We start from the raw sequence: 21,865 nt of genomic DNA, 5'->3' as shown, positions 1-21,865 counted from the left end.
TTACCATAAAGTAACATAGCGTTACATCGTTGAAACATTTCACTTGTTCTGTTATATGAAACAGGATGGTCATAATTGCTATGAAGCGATAATGGATACGATATACTTGAACTAGAAATCGAATGGAGGAGGATTTATTATGAGTCATTTGAATACATTACAATTTCCAAAAGGATTCTTATGGGGAGGCGCAACGGCAGCTAATCAGCTAGAAGGTGCCTACAATGAAGGTGGAAAAGGATTAAATTTAGCCGATGTTTTACCAGGTGGTAAAGTAAGGATGAATATTATTAAAGAAACAGGTTTCAATTTTGAAATTGATCAAGAACAATACACATATCCAAATCATGATGGGATTGATCATTACCATCGTTATAAAGAAGACATTGCTTTATTTGCTGAAATGGGCTTTAAAACGTACCGTATGTCGATTGCATGGTCACGTATATTTCCAAATGGTGATGAAACAGAGCCAAATGAAGAAGGATTAGCCTTTTATGACCGTGTGTTTGATGAACTGCATAAGTATGGAATTGAACCAGTTGTGACGATATCGCATTATGAAATGCCGTTATATCTTATTAAAAAATATGGCGGATGGAGAAGTCGTGAAGTCATTCCGATGTTTGTGAAATACGCAGAAACGCTATTTAATCGTTATAAAGGAAAAGTGAACTATTGGATGACGTTTAATGAAATTAATAGTGCGGTCTTTCATCCGATTATGAGCTTAGGCTTTTCTCCAGACAATGAGGAATCAAAGCTCCAAGAAACGTTTCAAGGCTTGCACCACCAATTTGTTGCAAGTAGCTTAGCAACGAAAGCATGTCATGAAATCATTCCTGGTTCACAAATTGGTTGTATGATTTTATATGCTCCTGTTTACTCAGGCGATTGTAACCCTAATAATATATTAAACGCTTTAAAGGAAGAGCAAATCTTTGATTACATTTGTGGTGATGTTCATGTCCGTGGTGAATATCCGGCCTTTACGAAGCGCTACTTCAAAGAAAACGGTATAAAGCTTGATATTCAGGAAGGTGACTTAGATATCATTAAAGAGTATACCGTCGATTATATCGCTTTAAGCTATTATATGTCGCGTACTGAAGTAAAGGAAGAAGGAGACGGTGATTATACAGCCGGAAATTTCTTCACTGGGATGAAAAATCCATTTCTAAAAGCGAGTGATTGGGGATGGGAGATTGATCCAGTTGGCCTACGTATCTCTCTTAATCAATTATATGACCGTTATCAAGTGCCTCTATTTGTCGTTGAGAACGGTTTAGGAGCTTATGATACGGTTGAAGAGGACGGATCGATCAACGATGATTATCGCATCGAGTATTTACGTGAGCATATTAGATCCATTGGCGAAGCAATCGAAGATGGCGTTGAGGTGATGGGGTATACGGCTTGGGGATGTATTGATTTAGTTAGTGCATCAACAGGTGAAATGTCTAAACGTTATGGGTTCATTTATGTGGACAAGCATGATGACGGAAGTGGGACACTTGAGCGAAAGAAGAAAAAGTCATTCTTCTGGTATCAGAATGTGATTGCAACGAATGGAGAAGAGTTATAATCGTAGCTAATGTATAACTAGCCTAAGACTGGACAAAAGGTTCCGAACATTGATTTTTGATGTTCGGAACCTTTTTTAGTAAGATCGTTCGGGGCATTTGATCCAATAGGTGCTTTTGGCAATTATATGTCCAATGATGTAAAATAAAATCAGATAACGGAAAATGTTTAAAGTAGAAGAATGTTTCGTGGTTTCTGACATTCGTTGCATTGTTTTAAGCCATAGTTAAAATTCTGTAAACTTTTGTGATTTTCCATCCTTTTTATGAATAAATTAGTAAAATGGTGCTACACGTACTGAGGATGGTGAATTCATGAGGAAGTTTTCAAAACAAGAAACTAGTTGGATGTTCTATGATTGGGCGAGCAATGCCTTTTCAGTCATTATTACGACTGCGGTTTTTCCGATATTTTATAAAGCACAGGCCACATTAGCAGGTATTGATGGTGCGGATTCAACAGCATATCTTGGGTATACAATTGCCATTTTTACATTTATTTTAGCTATTATTGGGCCAATATTAGGAACAATTGCCGATTATGAAGGATATAAGAAACGATTTTTCATTAGTTTTTTACTATTAGGAATAGTTTCTACCTTCAGTCTCGTTTTTGTTCCAGAGGGGGAATGGCTATTATTATTAGTTTTTTATACGCTAGCTTCTCTTGGGTCAACAGGTGCCAATCTTTTTTATGATGCTTTTTTAGTCGACGTCACGGAAAATAAGAGGATGAACAAAGTTTCAGCTAGAGGGTTCGGCTATGGGTATATCGGTGGAGCGATCCCATTTGTTTTAAGTATTGTTGTCATTTTAATGGCTCAACAGGGGATGATTCCGATCTCAAGTACAACTGCGAGCAAAATCGCCTTTTTGATTGCTTGTATCTGGTGGGCGTTCTTTGCCATTCCATTGTTGAAAAATGTTAAACAAATCCATGCAATCAAACGCGACAAAAAGCCAATTCGTACAAGCTTTCTTCGTCTTAAAGAAACGATTACACATATTAGTCAATATAAGTACATAACAATTTTTTTAATTGCTTACTTCTTCTATATAGATGGTGTTGGTACAATTATTTCAATGGCAACCGCTTATGGAACAGATGTTGGAGTTGATTCGACGGTATTATTAATCGTACTTTTTGTAACACAAATTGTCGCAGCTCCTTTTGCATTGCTGTATGGGAAGTTAGCTGATCGTTTTTCCGCAAAGCTCATGTTAAACGTCGGTATTGTGATCTACATCATTGTGTGCGTGTATGGATATTTCCTTGAAACGGCATTGGATTTTTGGATTCTTGCCATGCTCGTTGCCACATCACAAGGGGGAATGCAAGCACTGAGTCGCTCGTATTTTGCTAAGATGGTACCAAAACATAAGTCGAATGAGTTCTTTGGTTTTTACAATATCTTTGGTAAGTTTGCATCTGTGACAGGGCCTTTATTAGTCGGCGTCACAGCGCAAGTGACCGGCAAATCAAATGCTGGTGTATTAAGCCTAATTGTATTGTTTATTATCGGAGCGATCGTGTTATTTTTTGTTCCTTCTGATAAGAAAATAGAGCAGTTTAACAATGAAGCTACTTTAAAGAGTAGGAAAATTTAAAAAGTCTAGGAGAGCCTGAGCTCAAGTTAAAATAGAGGAGTGTTTTCCAGTGAAGCGGAATAATACGATAATCGTAATGGGGATAGTGTGGACGGTCATTTTTTCAGGGATGAGCTTTTATTGGGCAATGGGTGGCATGATAGGTGTTAGGTCGCTAGGAGGGTCAATTTACGAAATGTCTCTAGATCCTTCTCCTTCGTTCGTCGCAGTTGTTTGGCTTTCTGGCTTCATTAAGCTACTTGGTGTCATTGTATTATCGATGCTGTTTGTTCAATGGAAGAAGCTGATAATAATTAAAATTCTTTATTACATAACGAAAGGTGTAGGAATCTTTTTATTTTTATATGGATTTCTTAATTTTGTTACGATTACATTAAGTGCATTTGCTATTTTAGATTTTGATTTAGAAAATGATGCGACGTTTTGGAGGTTAACTTTTTGGGAGCCTTTTTGGATGATCGGAGGTATTTTTTATTTCTTTTCTGTTAAAAAGAGTAAGCTGTAACTGAGCTTGTTCCGAACCCTTTGATAGAGTCTGCTTTATATTTATAGAGACTACTGCAAAAGTATAAATGAATATTTCTAATGTTTTTCATTCGAGTAGCAATGGCATCAAACGTTGTGCGCTTGATACGAGAAGATCACTCGTATCAAGCTTTTCATAATAACGAAGGATCATTTTTAAAAAATTGCAGAAACCTTTTAATTAGTTTGATGAAATTTTAACAGCTGTCCCGTATGCAATAATCTCTGCAGCAGAAGCCATAACTGTTGACGTTTGTAAACGAAATCCAATAATTGCATTAGCACCTTGACTTTCGGCGTTTTCAACCATACGGCCGATAGCCACTTTACGAGCTTGCTCCATCATTTCGTTATAGCCACTAATTTCACCACCAACAAGCCCTTTCAATGAAGCGGTAATATCACGGCCGACATGCTTCGTCTGTACCGTACTTCCTTTCACATACCCTATTACTTCTACTATTTCACGGTTTGCCACTTCATTAGTAGTCACGATCATCATATTGATCTTCCTCCTTTTTCTCTTTCAATCGTTCTTTTATAAACAATATAAATAGTAAGACGACGGTAACCCCGTAGAGAGCAAATACAACGAGTGCCCATTTTAAAGAGTAAATTAATAGCCAAAAAGCTGCAATATGTAAAATGACAATCAATAAAATGAGCAGTAATTTGCTCTTCACGTATTTTTCTTTCATTGGCATTCCATCCATTTCTTTGTTGTGTCTATATCTTTACGTTTTGTTTAACTGAATTGTTTCATATTTTGTTCAAGTTCATGAAAAAATTTAGAATGTATGTACTCGTTCATGATATTGTTAGAATAAAATGATGCAATTGGTTGTCATTAACATTGATTTCTAAAGAAACTGATATAATAATAAAAGTAAGCAAATAGATGGAAGGATATGTGATGAAGTGTGATGGAACTAAAAACAAGAGAAGAAATAAATGAGCGTAAATCATTACGACATCATATAAGACAAGTAGTAGAGCATCGATATTTTCAACCTACCGTGATTGGGATTATTTTATTGAATGGATTGATCATTGTTGCTGAAACGTACGCAACAGGAAACTCTTTATTGATCACATTAGATAAAATCATTGTTTGGGTCTTTGTTGTAGAATTGATTTTAAAATTAATCGGATTAGGGTTTAGAGGTTATTTCTCTGATCGTTGGAATCTATTTGATTTTGCTATTGTAATAGGTAGTTTAGTCTTCTATTCTACACCATTTGTTAGTGTGTTACGACTTATTCGTGTCTTACGATTAATAAGAATGATACCTGCAATACCAGCATTACGAAAGATTATTGATTCGCTCTTAAAATCAGTACCAGCTTTAACGGGCATTTTAGGCTTATCGATTTTGATTTTTTCTATTTATGCGATTATTGGAACGACATTTTTTAGTGACGTCTTACCGTATGAGTTTTTTGGGAGCTTTCATACATCGTTATTTACATTAATGCAAGTCGTAACGTTCGAATCATGGGCAAGCCAAGTGGCACGACCGATCATTAATGAAATCCCATGGTCATGGGCGTATTTTGTTTCGTTTATTATCATTGGTGCTCTTGTCATCTTAAATCTTGTTGTAGCTGTGATTTTAAGTTATTTAGGTCAAGAGGATGATGCAGAGCGTGATAAGCAAATGAATCGTTTGTATGAAGAAAATAAGGCATTAAAGCAAGATGTAGCTGAGATTAAAGAGATCTTGTTGAAGGGACAAAAGAGTCAATAAGGAAAAGAAAATAGCGTTAATAAAGGATCATGCTGACTAAGGCTGTTTGGAGATCACAAGGGTTACTTTACATTTGTAGGCTGATTATGATGAAATGGTATCAAAAGGAGAGATGTTTATGTCTTTACATCAAACGGTTACTCATTTAAATCGTGTTCGAGAACAAAATCCACTAGTGCACAATATAACGAATGTGGTGGTGACAAATTTTACAGCGAATGGTTTGTATGCACTTGGCGCTTCACCAGTCATGGCTTATGCGAAAGAGGAAGTAGCCGATATGGCGCAAATTGCTGGTGCACTCGTATTAAATATCGGTACGCTGAAAGAAGAAGACGTGGAGGCGATGCTCATTGCCGGGAAATCAGCAAATGAGCATGGAGTTCCTATCATTTTTGACCCAGTTGGTGCAGGAGCAACTGTTTATCGAACGGAAACGTCTCGTAAAATTCTCGATGAACTCAATGTTTCGGTTATCCGTGGAAATGCAGCTGAGATTGCAAATGTGATCGGTGAGCAATCTGAAATTAAAGGCGTCGATGGCGGGAGTGGTCGCCATAATTCAGTTGAATTAGCGGAGAAGGCAGCTAAACACCTTGATACAATTGTTGTGATTACGGGTAAAGAGGATGTCATAACTGATGGTCAGTCGACATTTATTGGACGAAACGGACATCCGATGTTAACAAAAGTGACCGGAGCGGGATGCCTATTAAGCTCTGTCGTAGGAGCATTTGCCGCTGTTGAGGAAAATCTCGTATTAGCTTGTGTATCAGCAGTATCTGTTTATGGTGTGGCAGCTGAATTTGCAGCAGATCAATCGGCAGAAGAAGGACCTGGTAGCTTTCAAATAGAGTTTCTAAATCAATTATCGAAGGTAAGTACAAAGCATTTGGATGAGCGTCTAGCAGTTAATAAGAAGTAATAGGAAATCCCTAAGCTGAGCGCTTTTAGGGATTTCTCTAAAAAAGAAACTGAATGGAATTCTTCCTGATCTCCTTTTAACCTTAAGAGGTAAAAGATGCTAAGTATTTTCCAATATAGGGAATCCTCTTTAATTCTTCTGATTTGACTAAGCCAAGTGCAAGAGTAAGGGCACAATAAAATAGAACAGTAATGGAGATAGTCAGTAAAGTATGAACAAAGAGTGATGATTGTGTAAAAGCATATTCAGATAATAGATAGCCAACCCAGCCCGAGATGAGGATAAGAAAGATGGATTTTAGCACCATCTTTGTATCGATTGTAAAGCTGATTGATTTAGCAACAGAAGCAAAATGAAGCAGCGTGACAAGAATAAAGCCGATCACAATAGCGAGAGCGGCTCCCATAATGCCGAACTCAGGCCTAGTGGCTAAGGCGAAAATAGCAACGATTTTCACAACGGCTCCAAAGAGACTATTCATCATGGCCGCCTTTGCTAAATCGAGGGCTTGTAATGTTGCTTGTAGGGGTGCTTGAAAATAGAGAAATAACGTAAAAGGAGCCATAAGCTTTACATAGGTGGCAACGGTTGGTGCGTCGTACATGAGTGTCATAATCGGCTCTGAATAAATATAAAGCACGACAACAGAAATACCACCAGAAAGCATCGCGAGTCTTAAAGCTTGATTTAGTCTGAAATGAACGGTTTGATAATGATCACGAGCAACAGCTTCGCTAATAGCAGGAACCAAAGAGACAGATAGCGAATACGTAATAAATGTAGGAAGTAGAATCAAAGGAATGACAAATCCTGTTAGCTCTCCATATTGCTTCGTTGCCATAACGGTTGTCACGCCAGCGATTGCTAGACTATGGGCAACGACAATCGGTTCAAAGAAGAGACCAACGGAGCCAATTAAGCGGCTCCCGGTTGTCGGCAAAGCAATGCCCATTAGATCACGAAATGTTTTTTTCCCATCCTTTACATATTGGAAGAAATGACGACGAACCTTAAAGCGTTTATTTGTTTTAAACATGAAGATCATATAAAGCAACGACGCAAGTTCTCCAAAGACGACAGAAATCATAGCGCCTGCAGCAGCATATTCAATTCCTAACGGTAAGAAAGCTGAAGTTGTAATGGCTACTAGTGTGATACGAACCACTTGTTCAATTACTTGTGACATGGCTGTTGGTTTCATATTTTGCTTACCTTGGAAATAGCCTCTCATAACAGATGAGAGTGCGACGATCGGAACAATGGGAGCGATCGCAATAAGTGGATAATAAGCTCGTTCATCCGTTAAAAGCGTCTGTGCGACAAATGGAGCAAAAATGATCATAGCAGTTGTGAAGATAAGACTTAATATAGCAGTGATCGAAATGGAGACGACGAGAATTTTTTTGATTTTCCCGCGATCATTGTTTGCTTCGGCTTCAGCAACTAGCTTAGAAATGGCTACAGGTAGTCCTAATTGTGTTAGTGTGATAACGAGTATTAGTGTTGGAACGGCCATCATATATAGACCAACACCTTCAGCACCCATAATGCGAGCGACGACAATTCTATTCACAAACCCTAGAAATCTAGTGATTAAGCCTGCAATGATTAGGATAAACGCTCCTTTTAGAAACGTTTGTTTTGACATGGGCACCCCTACTTTCTTGAAAAAAATGATGGATATTTGCGGTATTTATTTATATGCTTAATAGTGGGTCAAGCATGACAAGTTGTTTACTAGAAAGAGATCATATTTATTTACTTACTGTTATCCGTTTTCCGAAAACTGGAGCGTATCGTGTTGGTTTAGCAGCAATTTTACAAAAGGGAGGAAGCAAGTATGACAGAAAAACAACAATTTGAAGTGTGGAAGGAAGATGTGGAACCGGCGTTACGTAGCAAAGTCGATGAGTTTCATCTATTGGGCTATGATCGCGCTACGATGGAGGACGTATGGACATGTGTCTTGTATCAATTAAGGAAGAAAAAAGAATACATGCATAAACATACTTTTGTGAATCACATTTTAACGTTGAAATCACAGACATATATGACATGGTTGACGATGCATGCTTTTAAAGAGCCAACGGATTGGTTTACTGAATTTGAAGAGAAAGAGGCTTAGATAAAAACATCTCTTGCTGGCTGATATTAATGATAAGAAACGATAACATTTAAGGGGATTCAAAGAAAAAACCGTTTTGGAAGCCACTGAAAAAGTCCGAATCAACTTTTTCAGTACCCTACCGCTTTGCGGTTTTTCTTTAGGCAAGATATAATGGAAATTATTGTAGTCACGGGATTAGAGAAGGGGGCAAAAGAGACATATGGTTAAGAAAGGGCGAATTGTCGCTTTTTTTCTCATTGTTGCTTTAATTGCTGGTCTTATTTGGCAGACAGCGATGGACGTGGCAACGGAGATTAAGCTAGGGCTTGACCTTCAAGGTGGATTTGAAGTGCTTTATGAAGTGAAGCCTGCTAATGAAGGAGACATTATAAATGATGAGGCACTTGAAGCGACAGCAAGTGCATTGAATCAAAGAATTAACGTCATCGGGGTATCTGAGCCATTCATTGGGATTGAGGGTGATGATCGGATACGTGTGCAATTAGCCGGTGTTGAGGATCAGCAATCAGCGAGAGAGATACTCGCAACGGAAGCAGAACTATCGATTCGAAATGTGTATGATGAAGTTCTAGCGCATGGTAGTGATTTACGACAAGGTGGGGCAAATGCCAATCTACATCCAGATACGAACGACCCAATTGTGAATCTTACGTTTCAAGATTCGCGATTAATGCAAGAGATTACTGGGGAGTTATACCATGGTCCTCCTGAAGAGAACATGCTTGTCGTATGGCTCGATTTTGAAGAAGGAGTAGACTCATACGAAGAAGAGCGAATGAAAGATGATCCGAAATATTTATCAGCTGCTGTTGTTCGAGATGTGATCACGAGTCCTACCGCTACGATTAGTGGTGACTTTACAGTAGAGGAAACGAGACAGCTAGCGGAAATTTTAAATGCAGGTGCGCTTCCGACAACATTAGAGGAGCTATCCTCGAATTCAGTTGGGGCATCACTTGGTGAAAGAGCTATGGAGCAAACGATATATGCTGGCTTTATCGGCATTGCACTCGTATTTATTTATATGATCATCTATTATCGTTTTATGGGAGCCGTAGCAGTTGTCACATTGAGTGCGTATATTTATTTAGTGCTACTCGTCTTTAATTTGATGAATGCTGTACTAACATTACCGGGTATTGCTGCGCTTATTCTTGGTGTTGGGATGGCGGTGGATGCGAACATTATTACATACGAACGGATTAAGGATGAAATTCGTTCAGGTAAGTCTGTTTTATCTTCATTTAAAGCAGGAGCGAAACGATCTCTATCAACGATTTTAGATGCGAACATCACGACGATTTTAGCAGCAGCTGTTCTGTTTTGGTTTGGGACAAGCTCTGTACAAGGATTTGCGGTGATGCTGATTGTCAGTATTTTAACAAGCTTCATCACAGCTGTATTTGGTACGAGATTGCTCCTCGGACTTTGGGTGAAGAGTCGTGCTCTTGATAAGAAATATCGTTTGTTTGGGGTAAAGGAGGATGAGATAAATGATCTTTAATTTTCAAAACAAAGACATTGACTTTGTGAAGCATCGTAAGAAATTCTTCCTTTTCTCAGGCTCCTTTGCACTACTTGGGATCATTCTATTACTTACATTTGGTTTAAATTTAGGGATTGATTTTGATAGTGGCTCACGAGTTGACCTTTTATCTAATGAATCGATAACGGAAGAAGAGCTTATTGAAGACTTTGAACAGTTAGGACATAGTATTACAGTGAATGATATTACGCTCGCTGGAGATACCTTCGATATGGCGAGTGTACGATTTGTCGGTGTATTAGATTCAAATGAAATAGCAGAAATCCAAACGTTCTACAATGATAAGTTCGGTGCTGAACCAAATATTAGTACGGTTGATCCGCGAATTGGTCGAGAGCTTGCTCGCAATGCATTAATGGCTGTGGCGATAGCATCGGTTGGGATTATCATTTATGTCTCAATTCGGTTTGAATATTTATATGGAATTGCGGCCATTGTTGCCTTACTTCATGATGCGTTCTTTATTATTGCCGTCTTTAGCTTGTTGCAAATAGAGGTGAATGTACCGTTTATTGCTGCCGTCCTAACAATCGTCGGGTACTCAATTAATGACACGATCGTCACCTTTGACCGAATTAGGGAGAATATGAAGCTAGCGAAGAGGGTAAAGGACTTTGCTGATTTAGCTGCCATTGTGAATAAGAGTCTTGTCCAAACTTTAGCTCGTTCGATTAATACGGTCTTAACTGTAGTCTTTGCTGCAGGCGCTATCTTCTTATTTGGAGGAGAAGCGATTCGTACGTTTGCGTTTGCTCTAGTAGTAGGGTTAGTTGCAGGAACGTATTCATCCATGTTCCTTGCTTCTCAGCTATGGTTAGTTTGGAAATCAAAACAACTTGCGAAGAAACGATTTGATGCACAAAAGCAAGATCCAGAGGGAAATCCGACTGTATAAGAAGAAAGGGTACATGAGCAATTAATATGTTGCTTATGTACCCTTTTGTCGCTAGAAAACGAGTGATGATAGAAGATTTCGGGTATACTTAAGAAGAATAGAGGTTCGGTCTGACTTAAGTAACCCGAATGAAAAGTAGGTGTGAATGTTGGTAGGAGCAGAATCAGAGGTTCGTTATAAAAAAGTCCGATTTGCAGCGTGGGTAGGGATCGTTGGAAATGTGATTCTTGCAATTGTAAAGGCTATTATTGGTGTAATGTCAAATAGTAAAGCATTAATTGCTGATGCAGCTCACTCAGCGTCCGACGTAGTCGGTTCCGTTGTCGTATTAATTGGCGTTCGTGCTGCCAAGCTACCTCCTGATCGTGATCATCCATATGGACATGGAAAAGCAGAATCTGTGGCAGCGATCATAGTGGCGGTGCTATTATTTATTGTAGGGTTTGAAATTGCGATTCGTGCTATCCATTCATTTTTTGAACCTGTTGTCGTACCGAAGGCGATTGCGATTTATGCTGTTCTTTTTTCAATAATTGTAAAGGAATGTATGTTTAGATATAAGCATTACTTGGGTAATAAATATAAGAGTGAAGCGTTAGTGACAGATGCGTGGCATCATCGCTCTGATGTGTTTTCCTCATTAGCAGCCTTGATAGGGATCGGGGCGGCTTTGCTCGGGGGGCGTATGAATATTGCTTGGCTCGTTTATGGAGATGCGATAGCAAGTGCCTTCGTTGCGATTCTAATTGCGAAAATGGCTTGGTCTCTTGGGCAACAGTCGATTCATAATGCGTTGGATCATGTCCTTCATGAAGAGGATACAGTGGAGATGAAGCGCATGGCTCAAGAAGTAGATGGTGTGATGAATATTGATGAATTCTATGCGCGTGAGCATGGGCATTATGTCATTATTGATATTAAGGTTGCTGTAGATCCATATATCACTGTTGAAGAAGGCCATGCAATTGGTAAGCAGGTGAAGGCGAAACTAACGGAGGATAAGCAAGTTCAAGATGTTCTCGTTCATATTAACCCATATGATGTAGATGGAGACGAAGATGAGAAGGAGGAGACGTGATGCGAGGACAATGGGCACTCATAATAAGTCTAGTTATAGCGATTATTATTTCCGTTTTTGCTATTATTAATGTTGAAGCTGTACCTGTCAATTATTTATTTGGTGTGGCAGAATGGCCTCTTATTTTAATAATATTAGGGTCAGTACTAATGGGGGCTATTATTGCCGGAGCAATTGGGATGGTTCGAATTTATCGGTTACAGTATGAATTGAAACGAACTAAGCAAGCACAGGCAGTAGCAGAGTTTGATAGTGAAGCTAATCAGACAATTGAGGAAGAAGTCGAAAGCACATCCAATGACAAGAAGTAATACAAGAGACCACTGAAAAAATTAAAACTAAACTTTTTCAGTGCCTTTAATAGAGAGCATTGTCACCCTTTGACCACTCCTGTATAATGGGAAGGTCAAGGGGTGTTTGTATGTTAAAATCTAAAGCACGATGGAAGGTTGAAACACAGCCAAAAGAACGTGTTGAACAATTAGTTGACAAGCTTCAAGTTGCACCATTAGTTGCAAAGCTACTGTTGAATAGAGGGATTGATACTGTAGAGGCAGCTCGAAGGTTTTTATATAAAGAAGAGATGAACTACCACGATCCATTTTTACTAGATGATATGGATCGTCTAGTTGTCCGTGTAAAGGAAGCTATTGAGAAGCAGGAACGAATGTTAATATTCGGTGATTATGATGCTGATGGTGTAAGCAGTACAGCTCTCATGTATGAAGCTTTAACTTCACTAGGAGCACACGTCGATTACTACATACCGAACCGTTTTACAGAAGGATATGGACCAAATGAGCCAGCCATTCGTCAAGCAAAAGAAGACGGTGTTGACCTCGTGATAACGGTTGATACTGGTATTGCTGCTGTTGATGTTGCACGTGTCGCTAAAGAGATAGAGCTTGATTTCATCGTTACTGATCACCATGAGGCACCACCGCAATTACCTAATGCATTGGCAATCGTGAATCCGAAGAAGCCAGGCTGCGAGTACCCATTCAAAGGGCTAGCAGGAGTCGGAGTCGTGCTAAAGGTAGTACAAGCACTTTTAGGGCGTGTGCCGACTGAATGGCTTGATATAGCTGTTATTGGGACTGTCGCTGATCTTGTTCCACTAGTAGACGAAAATCGCCTTCTTGTTATGGAAGGGTTACAAACTCTACAGGAAACTTCGAGACCTGGCTTAATTGCTTTAAAGAAAATGTGCGGCTTAGACGGTCAAGTTCTCCAATCGGATCATGTAGGGTTTGGTATAGGTCCGAGAATTAATGCAGCTGGTCGATTAGACTCAGCTGATCCTGCTGTTGAATTATTACTGACAAATGATAGCGATGAAGCGGAACAGCTAGCATTAGAAATTGACCGTTTAAATAAAGAGAGAAAATCGGTTGTTGCGACAATTGCCGATGCTGCCATTGCTAAGGTCGAGTCTGAATTTCCAGCAAATGAAAATGAAGTGCTTGTCATTGCAGGTGAGGGATGGAATCCAGGTGTAATTGGTATTGTCGCATCGCGATTAGTCGAACGTTATTATCGACCAACAATCGTTCTTAGTATTGATGCAGAAAAAGGATTAGCCAAAGGGTCAGCTCGAAGCATTGAAGGGTTCGATATGTTTGCAGAATTATCAAAGAGCCGTGACATATTGCCCCATTTCGGAGGTCATCCAATGGCTGCGGGGTTGACGATGAATGTAACTGATGTTGATGAGCTAAGAGCACGCTTGCTCCAACAGGCAAAAGAGGGATTAACAGAAGAAGATTTTAAGCCTGTAACAAAAGTAGACCTCATTGCAACGGTTGAAGAGGTATCAGTATCCGTTATTCAGCAGATGGAGCGTTTAGCTCCATTTGGAGTAAACAATCCAACACCGAAAGTGATGCTTGAGAATGTCTCTCTTTCACAAATGCGAAAGATAGGCAGTGAATCTAATCACTTAAAAGTGTTATTTTCTCAAGCGGCAGCAAATCTAGACGGCATCGGTTTTCATTTAGGGTATTTATTTGAGCAAATGACCCATCAGGCGAAAATTTCTGCTGTTGGAACGTTATCGATTAATGAATGGAATGGTCACATAAAGCCACAATTAATGCTAGAGGATTTGGCGGTTCATACCTGGCAGCTATTTGATTGGCGAAGTGCACAACAGGCTAAGTTGAAGGAGAGACTTGAGGGAATAGCTGAAGAAGAACGCTTGTTAGTCGTATTTCAAAATGAGACGATTGATGATTTAGCTCTTCATGACTTAGACGTGACGCTTGCTCAAAATGTGAGAACGACTGATGATCGTTATCTCGTATTACTTGATGCTCCTAAACATTTGCAACAGTTAAAGGAATTACTTAAAAAAGGGAAGCCGAACAGGATTTATGTTGTTTTTCATCAAAAAGAGGATCATTTTTTCTCAACTCAGCCTAACCGTGAACAGTTTAAATGGTTTTATGCTTTTTTAATCAAACGAACGATATTTCCATTAAATCAGAGCCATGATTTGGCGAAGCATAAAGGCTGGTCCAAGGATACGGTAGAGTTTATGATAAAAGTGTTTTGTGAGCTAGGATTTGCTACAATAGAAGGTGAGAGCTTATCAGTTGTTTCGAATCCAGAAAAGAAGCATTTAGAGGATTCTGCTAGCTTTAGACATAGATTAGAGCAAACGAAAATTGAAAATGAGCTTATTTATTCTTCCTACGATCAATTAAAGCTATGGTTTGAACAAGAATTGGAATATGATCAAATGAAAATCAAGGAGACGGTGTAAGATGGATTTTAAACAATTTATTACGATTGTCGAGGACTATCCAAAAGAAGGTATTCGTTTCAAGGATATTACAACATTAATGCAAAACGGTGAAGCTTATAAGAAGGCCATTGATGAAATGGTTCAATTTGCTTCGCAGAAAAAGGCAGATGTCATTGTTGGACCTGAGGCGCGAGGGTTTGTGGTTGGGTGTCCTATGTCCTATGCGCTTGAAGCCGGGTTTGTTCCTGTGCGCAAACCAGGGAAGTTACCACGTGAAGTGATTTCGCAAGGCTATGGACTTGAATATGGGAAAGACGAATTAACACTACATCGCGACTCGATTCAGAAAGGACAACGTGTTGTGATTGCGGATGATTTATTGGCAACAGGTGGTACGATTGAAGCAACGGTTAAATTAGTCGAGCAACTCGGCGGTGAAGTCGTTGGGATTGCGTTTATGATTGAATTAGGTTATCTAAATGGTAGACAACGATTAGATGGGTATGACGTATTCTCATTAATGACATACAACTAAGAAATGAAGGAAAGGTTCCGCAATTGTGGTGCCTTTTTCTTGTATACATGTTGGTATTGTAACGTTTTGGTTAGAATCTTGAAACGTTCTTAAAGAATAGTATGTGAATGAAAAGGCGAACTTCATAATTGTTTTCGATTTTTCTCTTTACATAAGCGACAAACTTCACCATAATATAAAGAAATATCGAATCGTAAAAAATTAGGTGATTCCATGACTTTAGATCAAGTATTAGAGCAAGCGGGTCTTTATTTAAATGAAAAAGATGTCGCTTTTATACGAAAGGCCTATGAATTTGCTGAAAGAGCCCATGAAGGTCAATATCGTAAATCAGGTGAACCATATATTCTTCATCCTATTCAGGTGGCAGGCATTGTCGTTGATCTTCAACTTGATCCGAACTCAGTGGCAGCAGCATTTCTCCATGATGTTGTTGAAGATACGGATATTACCGTTGAGAAGATTGAAGAGGAATTTAACGATCAAGTGGCTATGCTCGTTGATGGTGTAACGAAGCTGAAGAAGTTTAAGTACAAGTCAAAAGAAGAGCAGCAAGCAGAAAACCATCGTAAAATGCTGATTGCCATGGCAAAGGATATACGCGTCATTATGATTAAACTTGCTGATCGCCTTCATAATATGAGAACGTTGAAGTTTATGCCACCACATAAACAGCAAATTACGTCAAATGAAACGTTAGAAATCTTTGCGCCACTTGCTCATCGATTAGGGATTTCGAAAATAAAGTGGGAGCTTGAAGATACCGCACTTCGCTATTTAGACCCTCAACAATACTATCGGATCGTTAATCTAATGAAACGAAAACGCGCGGAACGAGAGCAGTACCTTTCTGAAGTCATGGATACAATTAATGAAAATTTAGATGACGTACATGTAAAGGCAGAAATATCGGGACGGCCGAAGCATCTTTATAGTATTTATCGAAAAATGAATTTGCAGCATAAACAATTTAACGAAATCTATGATTTGTTAGCTGTTCGCATTATCGTTGGAAGTATAAAGGACTGCTATGCCGTTCTTGGCGTAATCCATACATCATGGAAGCCAATGCCTGGTCGCTTTAAGGATTATATTGCGATGCCAAAGGCGAATATGTATCAGTCCATTCATACGACCGTTGTCGGTCCATATGGTGATCCATTAGAGGTTCAAATCAGAACTCAGGATATGCATCAAATAGCAGAATTCGGGGTTGCTGCTCACTGGGCTTATAAGGAAGGCAAGACGATTAACCCAAATAAGAATACATTTGAGGATCGATTGACATGGTTTAGAGATGTAATTGAATCACAAACGGATACGAATGATGCACAGGAATTTATGGAATCATTAAAGATGGATTTGTTCTCAGATATGGTATTTGTCTTTACACCAAATGGTGATGTAATGGAGCTTCCACAAGGCTCGATTCCAATCGATTTTGCCTACCGCATTCATAGTGAGATCGGAAATCGCTGCATTGGAGCGAAGGTAAATGGCAAGATGGTTCCGCTTGATCACGAGTTAAATACCGGTGATATTATTGAAGTGATGACATCGAAGCATTCATACGGGCCAAGTCAGGATTGGTTGAAAATTGCTAAGTCGTCACATGCGAAAAATAAAATAAGACAATGGTTTAAAAAGGAACGTCGTGAAGAAAATATTGAAAAAGGTCGCGAATTAATCGAAAAGGAAATACGCGAACGTGATTTTGATGTGAAGGTCGTTCTGACGGAAGAAAATATTGCTGATGCCGCTCATAAGTTTAGCTTTGTTGGTGAAGAGGATATGTTTGCTGCAACTGGTTATGGCGGTGTAAGTGTTAAGCAAATTGTTAATCGATTAACGGAAAAGCTTCAAAAGCAAATCGATCAAGAGCAAGAAGAACAATCATTAGCTGAAGCGATCTCTGATGTGCAAACGAAAGGGACGCAAAAAAAAGCAACCTCAGGTGTTCGTGTGAAAGGCGTAGACAATTTATTGACACGCTTATCACGGTGCTGTACCCCCGTACCCGGTGATGATATCATTGGGTACATAACAAAAGGTCGTGGTGTATCTGTTCACCGGGCAGATTGTCCTAATATTCAAAATGAGTCAGAGGAACGATTACTAGAAGTGGAGTGGGAAGGTAATCAACGCGAAGGAAAAGCCTATAATGTTGACATTGAAATAACAGGCTTTGATCGCAATGGATTATTAAATGAAATCTTATATGCTGTGTCTGAATCACGAACACCGATTAATAAAGTGTCGGGACAATCAGATAATCGACAAAAGCTCGCAACAGTTCATTTAACGATTTCAATTACAAACATAGATCACTTGCATAAGATTGTTGAAAAGATTAAACAGCTACGGGATATCTACTCAGTTCGCAGAGTGACACATTAAGGTAAGGTTTTGTGTCGTAAGGAGAAGGAACGATGAAGGTTGTATTACAACGTACGAAGGAAGCAGCAGTACATGTTGATGGAGAATGTGTTGGCCGCATCAAACGTGGGGTGATGCTTTTAGTCGGAGTAACCCATGAAGACACGATCGCGGATGCAGCGTATTTAGCTGAAAAAATTGCCCATCTTCGTATATTTGAAGATGAAAATGGAAAAATGAATCATTCTTTAAAGAATGTAGGAGGAGAAGCGTTATCTGTTTCGCAATTCACATTGTATGGTGATACTCGCAAAGGTAGAAGACCAAATTTTATGAATGCAGCAAAGCCTGATTGTGCTAAAGAATTATACAAGCATTTTAATCAGCTTTTGCAAGAAAAGGGCATACATGTAGAAACAGGAACGTTCGGAGCTATGATGGATGTTTCATTAGTTAATGATGGGCCTGTTACATTAATTTTAGAAAGTAAATAGAATGTAACTTTCCTCTGTTTTTGGGCAAGCTAGTAAAAAACGGAGGAATGAGAATGCGCTCTAATAAAAGACAGCTTGCTCAACAAAAGGCCGGACCATTGTTTCAAATGAATGCTCATAACGAGAAGCAAGATTGTCATGTAGAACTGACTTGTGAGTTGGGTTTGTCACGAGAAGAAGTTCAGCTATTGAAAAATCAGCTATCTCGTAATTAAGCATTGACAGTTGATTGGACAATTCGTATGATGTATACATCATCATTTTGAATCCATTGAAGAGGAATAGTAATTAAGAGATCAAGTAGTCTAGAGAGGAAAGGTCGTGGCTGAGAGCCTTCCCTATTTGTCTTAATGAAAGAACACCTCTGAGGAGTTTCTCTGAACGACTTCTAGCTAGTAGGAGAAAACGTGAACAGGCGTTAACTGTTTAAAGTGGAAGCGTAGGCTTCAAGTAAGGGTGGCACCACGGGTATAACTCTCGTCCCTGATGTATGTTAGGCATCAGTGGCGGGAGTTTTTTATATTTTTGAAAAAGAGGAGTGAGAGGATGAGTATTCATATTCCACGTGGGACACAGGATATTCTACCTGGTGACGTAGAGTTATGGCAATACATAGAAGCGAAGGCAAAAGAGGTGTGTCGTACGTATCATTATAAAGAAATTCGTACACCAATATTTGAACATACGGAGCTGTTTCAACGTGGTGTCGGTGACACGACAGATATTGTTCAAAAGGAGATGTACACATTCACTGATCGTGGTGATCGGAGTCTGACCCTTCGTCCTGAGGGAACTGCAGGAGTTGCACGGTCATTTGTTGAGAAGAAAATGTTTGGAAACCCGAATCAGCCTGTTAAGCTATATTACCAAGGGCCTATGTTCCGCTATGAACGTCCTCAATCAGGAAGAATGCGGCAGTTTGTTCAATTTGGTGTTGAAGCGATTGGCAGTTCAGATCCGACGATTGATGCGGAGGTTTTGGCACTAGCGATGAGTATTTATGAAGAGCTTGGATTAACAGATGTCAAGCTCGTCTTAAATAGCTTAGGTGATAAGGAAAGTCGTGATGCGCATCGACAGGCTTTAATCGATCATTTTAAACCAAACATACACGAGTTTTGTGAAGATTGTCAATCAAGATTGGAGAAAAATCCGTTACGTATTCTTGATTGTAAGAAGGATCGTGAGCACCCATTAATGCAAACAGCGCCTTCAATTCTCGATCATCTTAATGATGAATCAAGAGCTTACTTTGAAAAGGTTCGTAATATTTTAGATCAATTAGGCATTCAGTATGAGGTGGACCCAACACTCGTTCGAGGGCTTGATTATTATTATCATACAGCTTTTGAAATTATGGCTGATGGTGAAGGATTTGGTGCCATTACGACACTATGCGGTGGTGGTCGTTACACTGGACTAGTTGAGGATTTAGGTGGGCCGTCTGCACCAGGAATTGGGTTTGCTTTTAGTATTGAACGTTTGATTATGGCTTTAAAAGCCAAAGGGTTGGACAAGCCGTCTGTTGAAACGCTTGATTGCTTTATTGTAGCACTTGGTGATGAGGCGAAGGATAAAGCAGCAGAGCTTCTCTATCAATTGCGCAAAGCTGGAGTGAGCTGTGATAAAGACTATCTCGATCGCAAAATGAAAGCACAATTTAAATCGGCAGATCGCTATCAAGCTCGTTATACAGCTATTCTAGGTGAAAATGAATTAAAGCAAGGTCTTATTAACGTAAAAGTAATGGAATCAGGTGAACAAAAAGCAGTAGCTTTAACAGAGTTTATTCAATATATGCAGGATCAACGATAAATAAGGGGGAAGAAGAATGAGTCAAAGAACACATCATTGTGGTAACATTCGTGAAGAACAAGTTGGAGAAGTCGTATCGTTAAAAGGGTGGGTCCAACGTCGTCGTGACCTAGGACAAGTCGTATTTTTAGATTTACGTGATCGTTCGGGAATTGTTCAAGTTGTATTTAGCCCAGAAGTAGATAAGGATGCCCTAGCTATTGCTGATCGTGTTCGAAATGAATATGTATTAGAACTAGAGGGCAAGGTTGTGAAGCGTGATCCAAGTACGGTTAATGAGAAGCTCGAAACAGGTACGGTTGAGGTTCATGCGACATCTGTGGCTATTTTGAATGCTTCAAAATCATTACCGTTCCAAATTGAAGCCGATACAGATGCTTCAGAAGATATTCGGTTAAAATACCGCTATTTGGATTTACGACGTCCTGATATGCAAGAGACGATGATCTTACGTCATAAGACGACAAAGCTTATACGTGATTTCTTGGATGAGAAAGCGTTCCTTGAAATTGAAACACCGATGCTAACGAAAAGCACACCAGAAGGAGCGCGTGATTATTTAGTTCCGAGTCGTGTGCACCATGGTGAATTTTATGCGTTACCACAATCGCCGCAGCTTTTTAAACAAATGCTGATGGTTTCAGGGTTTGAGCGTTACTTCCAAGTTGTTCGCTGTTTCCGTGATGAAGATTTACGAGCAGATCGTCAGCCTGAATTTACACAAGTGGATATTGAGACATCCTTTATGGATAAGGAAGAGCTACTAGCGATGGCTGAAGAAATGATGGCAAAAGTATTAAAAGAGCTAAAAGGAGTAGAGGTAACAACGCCATTTCCACGATTAACGTATGATGAAGCCATGAATCGATATGGATCAGATAAGCCTGACGTTCGTTTTGACATGGAGCTTGTTGAGTTATCTGAGATTGTGAAGGATGCTAACTTTAAAGTATTCCAAGGAGCCATTTCTAGTGGAGGAATTGTAAAAGGGTTAAACTTAAAAGGCGGTGCGGATAAGCTTTCTCGTAAAGAAATTGATGGACTAACGGATTTTGTGAAGCAATACGGAGCAAAAGGGTTAGCCTGGCTAAAAGTCGAAGAGGATGGCCTAAAAGGACCGATTGCGAAATTCTTTGAAGAAGACGTACAAGAAGCGATGAAGGCCGCGTTAAATGCTGAAGCTGGTGACTTATTGTTCTTTGGTGCTGACAAGCATCAAATTGTTTTCGATAGCTTAGGAGCTCTTCGTCTACGCTTCGGGAAAGAGTTTGGTTTGATTGATAAAACGAGATTCAATTTCCTATGGGTCGTAGATTTTCCATTAGTCGAGTATGATGAAGCAGCAAAGCGCTATGTAGCATTGCACCACCCATTCACAAGTCCACGAAAAGAAGACCTTGAATTGCTTGAAACAGATCCAGCAAGTGTTCGAGCAAATGCGTATGACCTTGTCTTAAATGGATATGAGCTTGGTGGTGGATCACAACGTATTTATCAGCGTAATGTACAAGAGCAGATGTTTAAGGCGCTAGGTTTTACGGAGGAACAAGCGAAAGAAGAATTTGGTTTCTTACTTGAGGCATTTGAATACGGTACACCTCCACATGGAGGCATTGCCTTTGGATTAGATCGCCTTGTTATGTTGCTTGCTGGACGGACAAACTTACGAGATACGATTGCTTTCCCGAAAACAGCAAGTGCGAGTGATTTATTAACGGATGCTCCTGGTGAAGTAAGTGTTGAACAATTAATTGATTTAAATTTATCAATTATTGGTAAGAAGGTTGAGCGTACAGAAGGATAATCGTGTAGAAGTAGTTGTCTCATTTGCTCTAAGGTTGGAGTAATGAGACAACTTCTTTC

21 protein-coding genes and 1 other annotated feature are annotated in these 21,865 nt (G+C 39.4%); of the genes, 18 read left to right on the top strand and 3 right to left on the bottom strand.

Annotated elements, in window-relative coordinates; all coding sequences use genetic code 11:
• The first annotated feature begins 139 nt into the window (after nucleotides 1-139).
• From MW695_RS06945 to MW695_RS06935, 3 genes are all read left to right on the top strand, one after another.
• A complete protein-coding gene (locus MW695_RS06945) occupies nucleotides 140-1,585 on the top strand; it encodes a glycoside hydrolase family 1 protein (RefSeq protein WP_247104431.1) in 1,446 nt (481 codons plus the stop codon).
• 313 nt (nucleotides 1,586-1,898) lie between these two features.
• The gene (locus MW695_RS06940) at nucleotides 1,899-3,191 is read left to right on the top strand and encodes an MFS transporter (protein WP_247104430.1); all 1,293 of its coding nucleotides are present in this window, start codon (nucleotides 1,899-1,901) and stop codon (nucleotides 3,189-3,191) included.
• A gap of 49 nt (nucleotides 3,192-3,240) precedes the next feature.
• Nucleotides 3,241-3,696 carry a DUF3995 domain-containing protein gene (locus MW695_RS06935; RefSeq protein ID WP_247104429.1) on the top strand — a complete coding sequence of 152 codons (456 nt, stop codon included), beginning with the start codon at nucleotides 3,241-3,243 and terminating at the stop codon, nucleotides 3,694-3,696.
• Between the two features lie 201 nt (nucleotides 3,697-3,897).
• Here the strand turns inward: MW695_RS06935 and MW695_RS06930 are convergent, their stop codons facing one another.
• Together MW695_RS06930 and MW695_RS06925 are read right to left on the bottom strand one after the other, a co-directional pair.
• The gene (locus MW695_RS06930; protein WP_247104428.1) at nucleotides 3,898-4,218 is read right to left on the bottom strand and encodes a YbjQ family protein; all 321 of its coding nucleotides are present in this window, start codon (nucleotides 4,216-4,218) and stop codon (nucleotides 3,898-3,900) included.
• Complete coding sequence (locus tag MW695_RS06925) at nucleotides 4,199-4,414, bottom strand: hypothetical protein (RefSeq protein WP_247104427.1); 216 nt, start codon at nucleotides 4,412-4,414, stop codon at nucleotides 4,199-4,201. Before MW695_RS06925 ends, MW695_RS06930 begins: the two co-directional genes overlap by 20 nt.
• Before the next feature lie 225 nt (nucleotides 4,415-4,639).
• Here MW695_RS06925 and MW695_RS06920 point away from each other — a divergent pair, with 225 nt between their 5' ends.
• Nucleotides 4,640-5,464 (top strand): ion transporter, encoded by an 825-nt coding sequence (locus MW695_RS06920; protein WP_247104426.1) that lies wholly within the window; start codon nucleotides 4,640-4,642, stop codon nucleotides 5,462-5,464.
• A 118-nt stretch (nucleotides 5,465-5,582) separates the two neighbouring features.
• Entirely contained in the window at nucleotides 5,583-6,389 is an 807-nt protein-coding gene (gene thiM / locus MW695_RS06915) for a hydroxyethylthiazole kinase (RefSeq protein WP_247104425.1), read from the top strand.
• Nucleotides 6,390-6,471: 82 nt separating this feature from the next.
• Here the strand turns inward: thiM and spoVB are convergent, their stop codons facing one another.
• The gene (gene spoVB, locus MW695_RS06910) at nucleotides 6,472-8,037 is read right to left on the bottom strand and encodes a stage V sporulation protein B (protein WP_247104424.1); all 1,566 of its coding nucleotides are present in this window, start codon (nucleotides 8,035-8,037) and stop codon (nucleotides 6,472-6,474) included.
• A gap of 74 nt (nucleotides 8,038-8,111) precedes the next feature.
• On the opposite strand from spoVB, the gene MW695_RS06905 reads away from it, so the two are divergent.
• The 13 genes from MW695_RS06905 to aspS all read left to right on the top strand — a co-directional run bounded on the left by MW695_RS06905 (nucleotide 8,112) and on the right by aspS (nucleotide 21,806).
• Nucleotides 8,112-8,252 carry a hypothetical protein gene (locus MW695_RS06905; protein WP_247104421.1) on the top strand — a complete coding sequence of 47 codons (141 nt, stop codon included), beginning with the start codon at nucleotides 8,112-8,114 and terminating at the stop codon, nucleotides 8,250-8,252.
• Entirely contained in the window at nucleotides 8,230-8,514 is a 285-nt protein-coding gene (locus MW695_RS06900) for a post-transcriptional regulator (protein ID WP_247104419.1), read from the top strand. The genes MW695_RS06905 and MW695_RS06900 overlap by 23 nt, the downstream gene beginning before the upstream one ends.
• A gap of 202 nt (nucleotides 8,515-8,716) precedes the next feature.
• Complete coding sequence (gene secD, locus MW695_RS06895) at nucleotides 8,717-10,021, top strand: protein translocase subunit SecD (protein ID WP_247104417.1); 1,305 nt, start codon at nucleotides 8,717-8,719, stop codon at nucleotides 10,019-10,021.
• Nucleotides 10,011-10,958: a protein translocase subunit SecF gene (gene secF, locus MW695_RS06890; protein ID WP_247104415.1), complete on the top strand. Its 948-nt coding sequence runs from the start codon at nucleotides 10,011-10,013 to the stop codon at nucleotides 10,956-10,958. The genes secD and secF overlap by 11 nt, the downstream gene beginning before the upstream one ends.
• Nucleotides 10,959-11,103: 145 nt before the next feature.
• Entirely contained in the window at nucleotides 11,104-12,036 is a 933-nt protein-coding gene (locus tag MW695_RS06885) for a cation diffusion facilitator family transporter (RefSeq protein ID WP_247104413.1), read from the top strand.
• On the top strand, nucleotides 12,036-12,347 hold the full coding sequence (locus tag MW695_RS06880; RefSeq protein WP_247104411.1) for a LapA family protein: 312 nt from the start codon (nucleotides 12,036-12,038) through the stop codon (nucleotides 12,345-12,347). Before MW695_RS06885 ends, MW695_RS06880 begins: the two co-directional genes overlap by 1 nt.
• A 110-nt stretch (nucleotides 12,348-12,457) precedes the next feature.
• Nucleotides 12,458-14,800 carry a single-stranded-DNA-specific exonuclease RecJ gene (gene recJ / locus MW695_RS06875; RefSeq protein WP_247104409.1) on the top strand — a complete coding sequence of 781 codons (2,343 nt, stop codon included), beginning with the start codon at nucleotides 12,458-12,460 and terminating at the stop codon, nucleotides 14,798-14,800.
• Nucleotide 14,801: 1 nt separating this feature from the next.
• Entirely contained in the window at nucleotides 14,802-15,317 is a 516-nt protein-coding gene (locus MW695_RS06870) for an adenine phosphoribosyltransferase (protein ID WP_247104407.1), read from the top strand.
• 213 nt (nucleotides 15,318-15,530) lie between these two features.
• Complete coding sequence (locus tag MW695_RS06865) at nucleotides 15,531-17,714, top strand: RelA/SpoT family protein (protein WP_247104405.1); 2,184 nt, start codon at nucleotides 15,531-15,533, stop codon at nucleotides 17,712-17,714.
• A 32-nt stretch (nucleotides 17,715-17,746) separates the two neighbouring features.
• Nucleotides 17,747-18,187 (top strand): D-aminoacyl-tRNA deacylase, encoded by a 441-nt coding sequence (dtd, locus tag MW695_RS06860; RefSeq protein WP_247104404.1) that lies wholly within the window; start codon nucleotides 17,747-17,749, stop codon nucleotides 18,185-18,187.
• Between the two features lie 53 nt (nucleotides 18,188-18,240).
• Complete coding sequence (locus MW695_RS06855) at nucleotides 18,241-18,402, top strand: hypothetical protein (protein ID WP_247104403.1); 162 nt, start codon at nucleotides 18,241-18,243, stop codon at nucleotides 18,400-18,402.
• 47 nt (nucleotides 18,403-18,449) lie between these two features.
• Nucleotides 18,450-18,675: a binding site (T-box leader), on the top strand.
• A 58-nt stretch (nucleotides 18,676-18,733) separates the two neighbouring features.
• Nucleotides 18,734-20,002, top strand: coding sequence for a histidine--tRNA ligase (hisS, locus tag MW695_RS06850; RefSeq protein ID WP_247104402.1), 1,269 nt, complete (start codon nucleotides 18,734-18,736; stop codon nucleotides 20,000-20,002).
• Between the two features lie 16 nt (nucleotides 20,003-20,018).
• Nucleotides 20,019-21,806 carry an aspartate--tRNA ligase gene (gene aspS / locus MW695_RS06845; RefSeq protein ID WP_247104401.1) on the top strand — a complete coding sequence of 596 codons (1,788 nt, stop codon included), beginning with the start codon at nucleotides 20,019-20,021 and terminating at the stop codon, nucleotides 21,804-21,806.
• Nucleotides 21,807-21,865 lie beyond the last annotated feature (59 nt).

It is taken from the genome of Halalkalibacter sp. APA_J-10(15) (genome assembly GCF_023017105.1).
Lineage (GTDB): Bacteria > Bacillota > Bacilli > Bacillales > Bacillaceae_D > Halalkalibacter.
Note: the sequence above shows the minus strand (reverse complement) of the source record. Positions and strands in the feature narration are given on the sequence as shown.

Bases quoted from the DNA above. Each gene is read 5' to 3' on its own strand.
- MW695_RS06945 (WP_247104431.1), top strand. From the start codon at position 140: ATGAGTCATTTGAATACATTACAATTTCCAAAAGGATTCTTATGGGGA.
- MW695_RS06940 (WP_247104430.1), top strand. From the start codon at position 1,899: ATGAGGAAGTTTTCAAAACAAGAAACTAGTTGGATGTTCTATGATTGG.
- MW695_RS06930 (WP_247104428.1), bottom strand. From the start codon at position 4,218: ATGATGATCGTGACTACTAATGAAGTGGCAAACCGTGAAATAGTAGAA.
- MW695_RS06925 (WP_247104427.1), bottom strand. From the start codon at position 4,414: ATGAAAGAAAAATACGTGAAGAGCAAATTACTGCTCATTTTATTGATT.
- MW695_RS06920 (WP_247104426.1), top strand. From the start codon at position 4,640: ATGGAACTAAAAACAAGAGAAGAAATAAATGAGCGTAAATCATTACGA.
- thiM (WP_247104425.1), top strand. From the start codon at position 5,583: ATGTCTTTACATCAAACGGTTACTCATTTAAATCGTGTTCGAGAACAA.
- spoVB (WP_247104424.1), bottom strand. From the start codon at position 8,037: ATGTCAAAACAAACGTTTCTAAAAGGAGCGTTTATCCTAATCATTGCA.
- MW695_RS06905 (WP_247104421.1), top strand. From the start codon at position 8,112: ATGACAAGTTGTTTACTAGAAAGAGATCATATTTATTTACTTACTGTT.
- MW695_RS06900 (WP_247104419.1), top strand. From the start codon at position 8,230: ATGACAGAAAAACAACAATTTGAAGTGTGGAAGGAAGATGTGGAACCG.
- secD (WP_247104417.1), top strand. From the start codon at position 8,717: ATGGTTAAGAAAGGGCGAATTGTCGCTTTTTTTCTCATTGTTGCTTTA.
- secF (WP_247104415.1), top strand. From the start codon at position 10,011: ATGATCTTTAATTTTCAAAACAAAGACATTGACTTTGTGAAGCATCGT.
- MW695_RS06885 (WP_247104413.1), top strand. From the start codon at position 11,104: ATGTTGGTAGGAGCAGAATCAGAGGTTCGTTATAAAAAAGTCCGATTT.
- MW695_RS06880 (WP_247104411.1), top strand. From the start codon at position 12,036: ATGCGAGGACAATGGGCACTCATAATAAGTCTAGTTATAGCGATTATT.
- recJ (WP_247104409.1), top strand. From the start codon at position 12,458: ATGTTAAAATCTAAAGCACGATGGAAGGTTGAAACACAGCCAAAAGAA.
- MW695_RS06870 (WP_247104407.1), top strand. From the start codon at position 14,802: ATGGATTTTAAACAATTTATTACGATTGTCGAGGACTATCCAAAAGAA.
- MW695_RS06865 (WP_247104405.1), top strand. From the start codon at position 15,531: ATGACTTTAGATCAAGTATTAGAGCAAGCGGGTCTTTATTTAAATGAA.
- dtd (WP_247104404.1), top strand. From the start codon at position 17,747: ATGAAGGTTGTATTACAACGTACGAAGGAAGCAGCAGTACATGTTGAT.
- MW695_RS06855 (WP_247104403.1), top strand. From the start codon at position 18,241: ATGCGCTCTAATAAAAGACAGCTTGCTCAACAAAAGGCCGGACCATTG.
- hisS (WP_247104402.1), top strand. From the start codon at position 18,734: ATGAGTATTCATATTCCACGTGGGACACAGGATATTCTACCTGGTGAC.
- aspS (WP_247104401.1), top strand. From the start codon at position 20,019: ATGAGTCAAAGAACACATCATTGTGGTAACATTCGTGAAGAACAAGTT.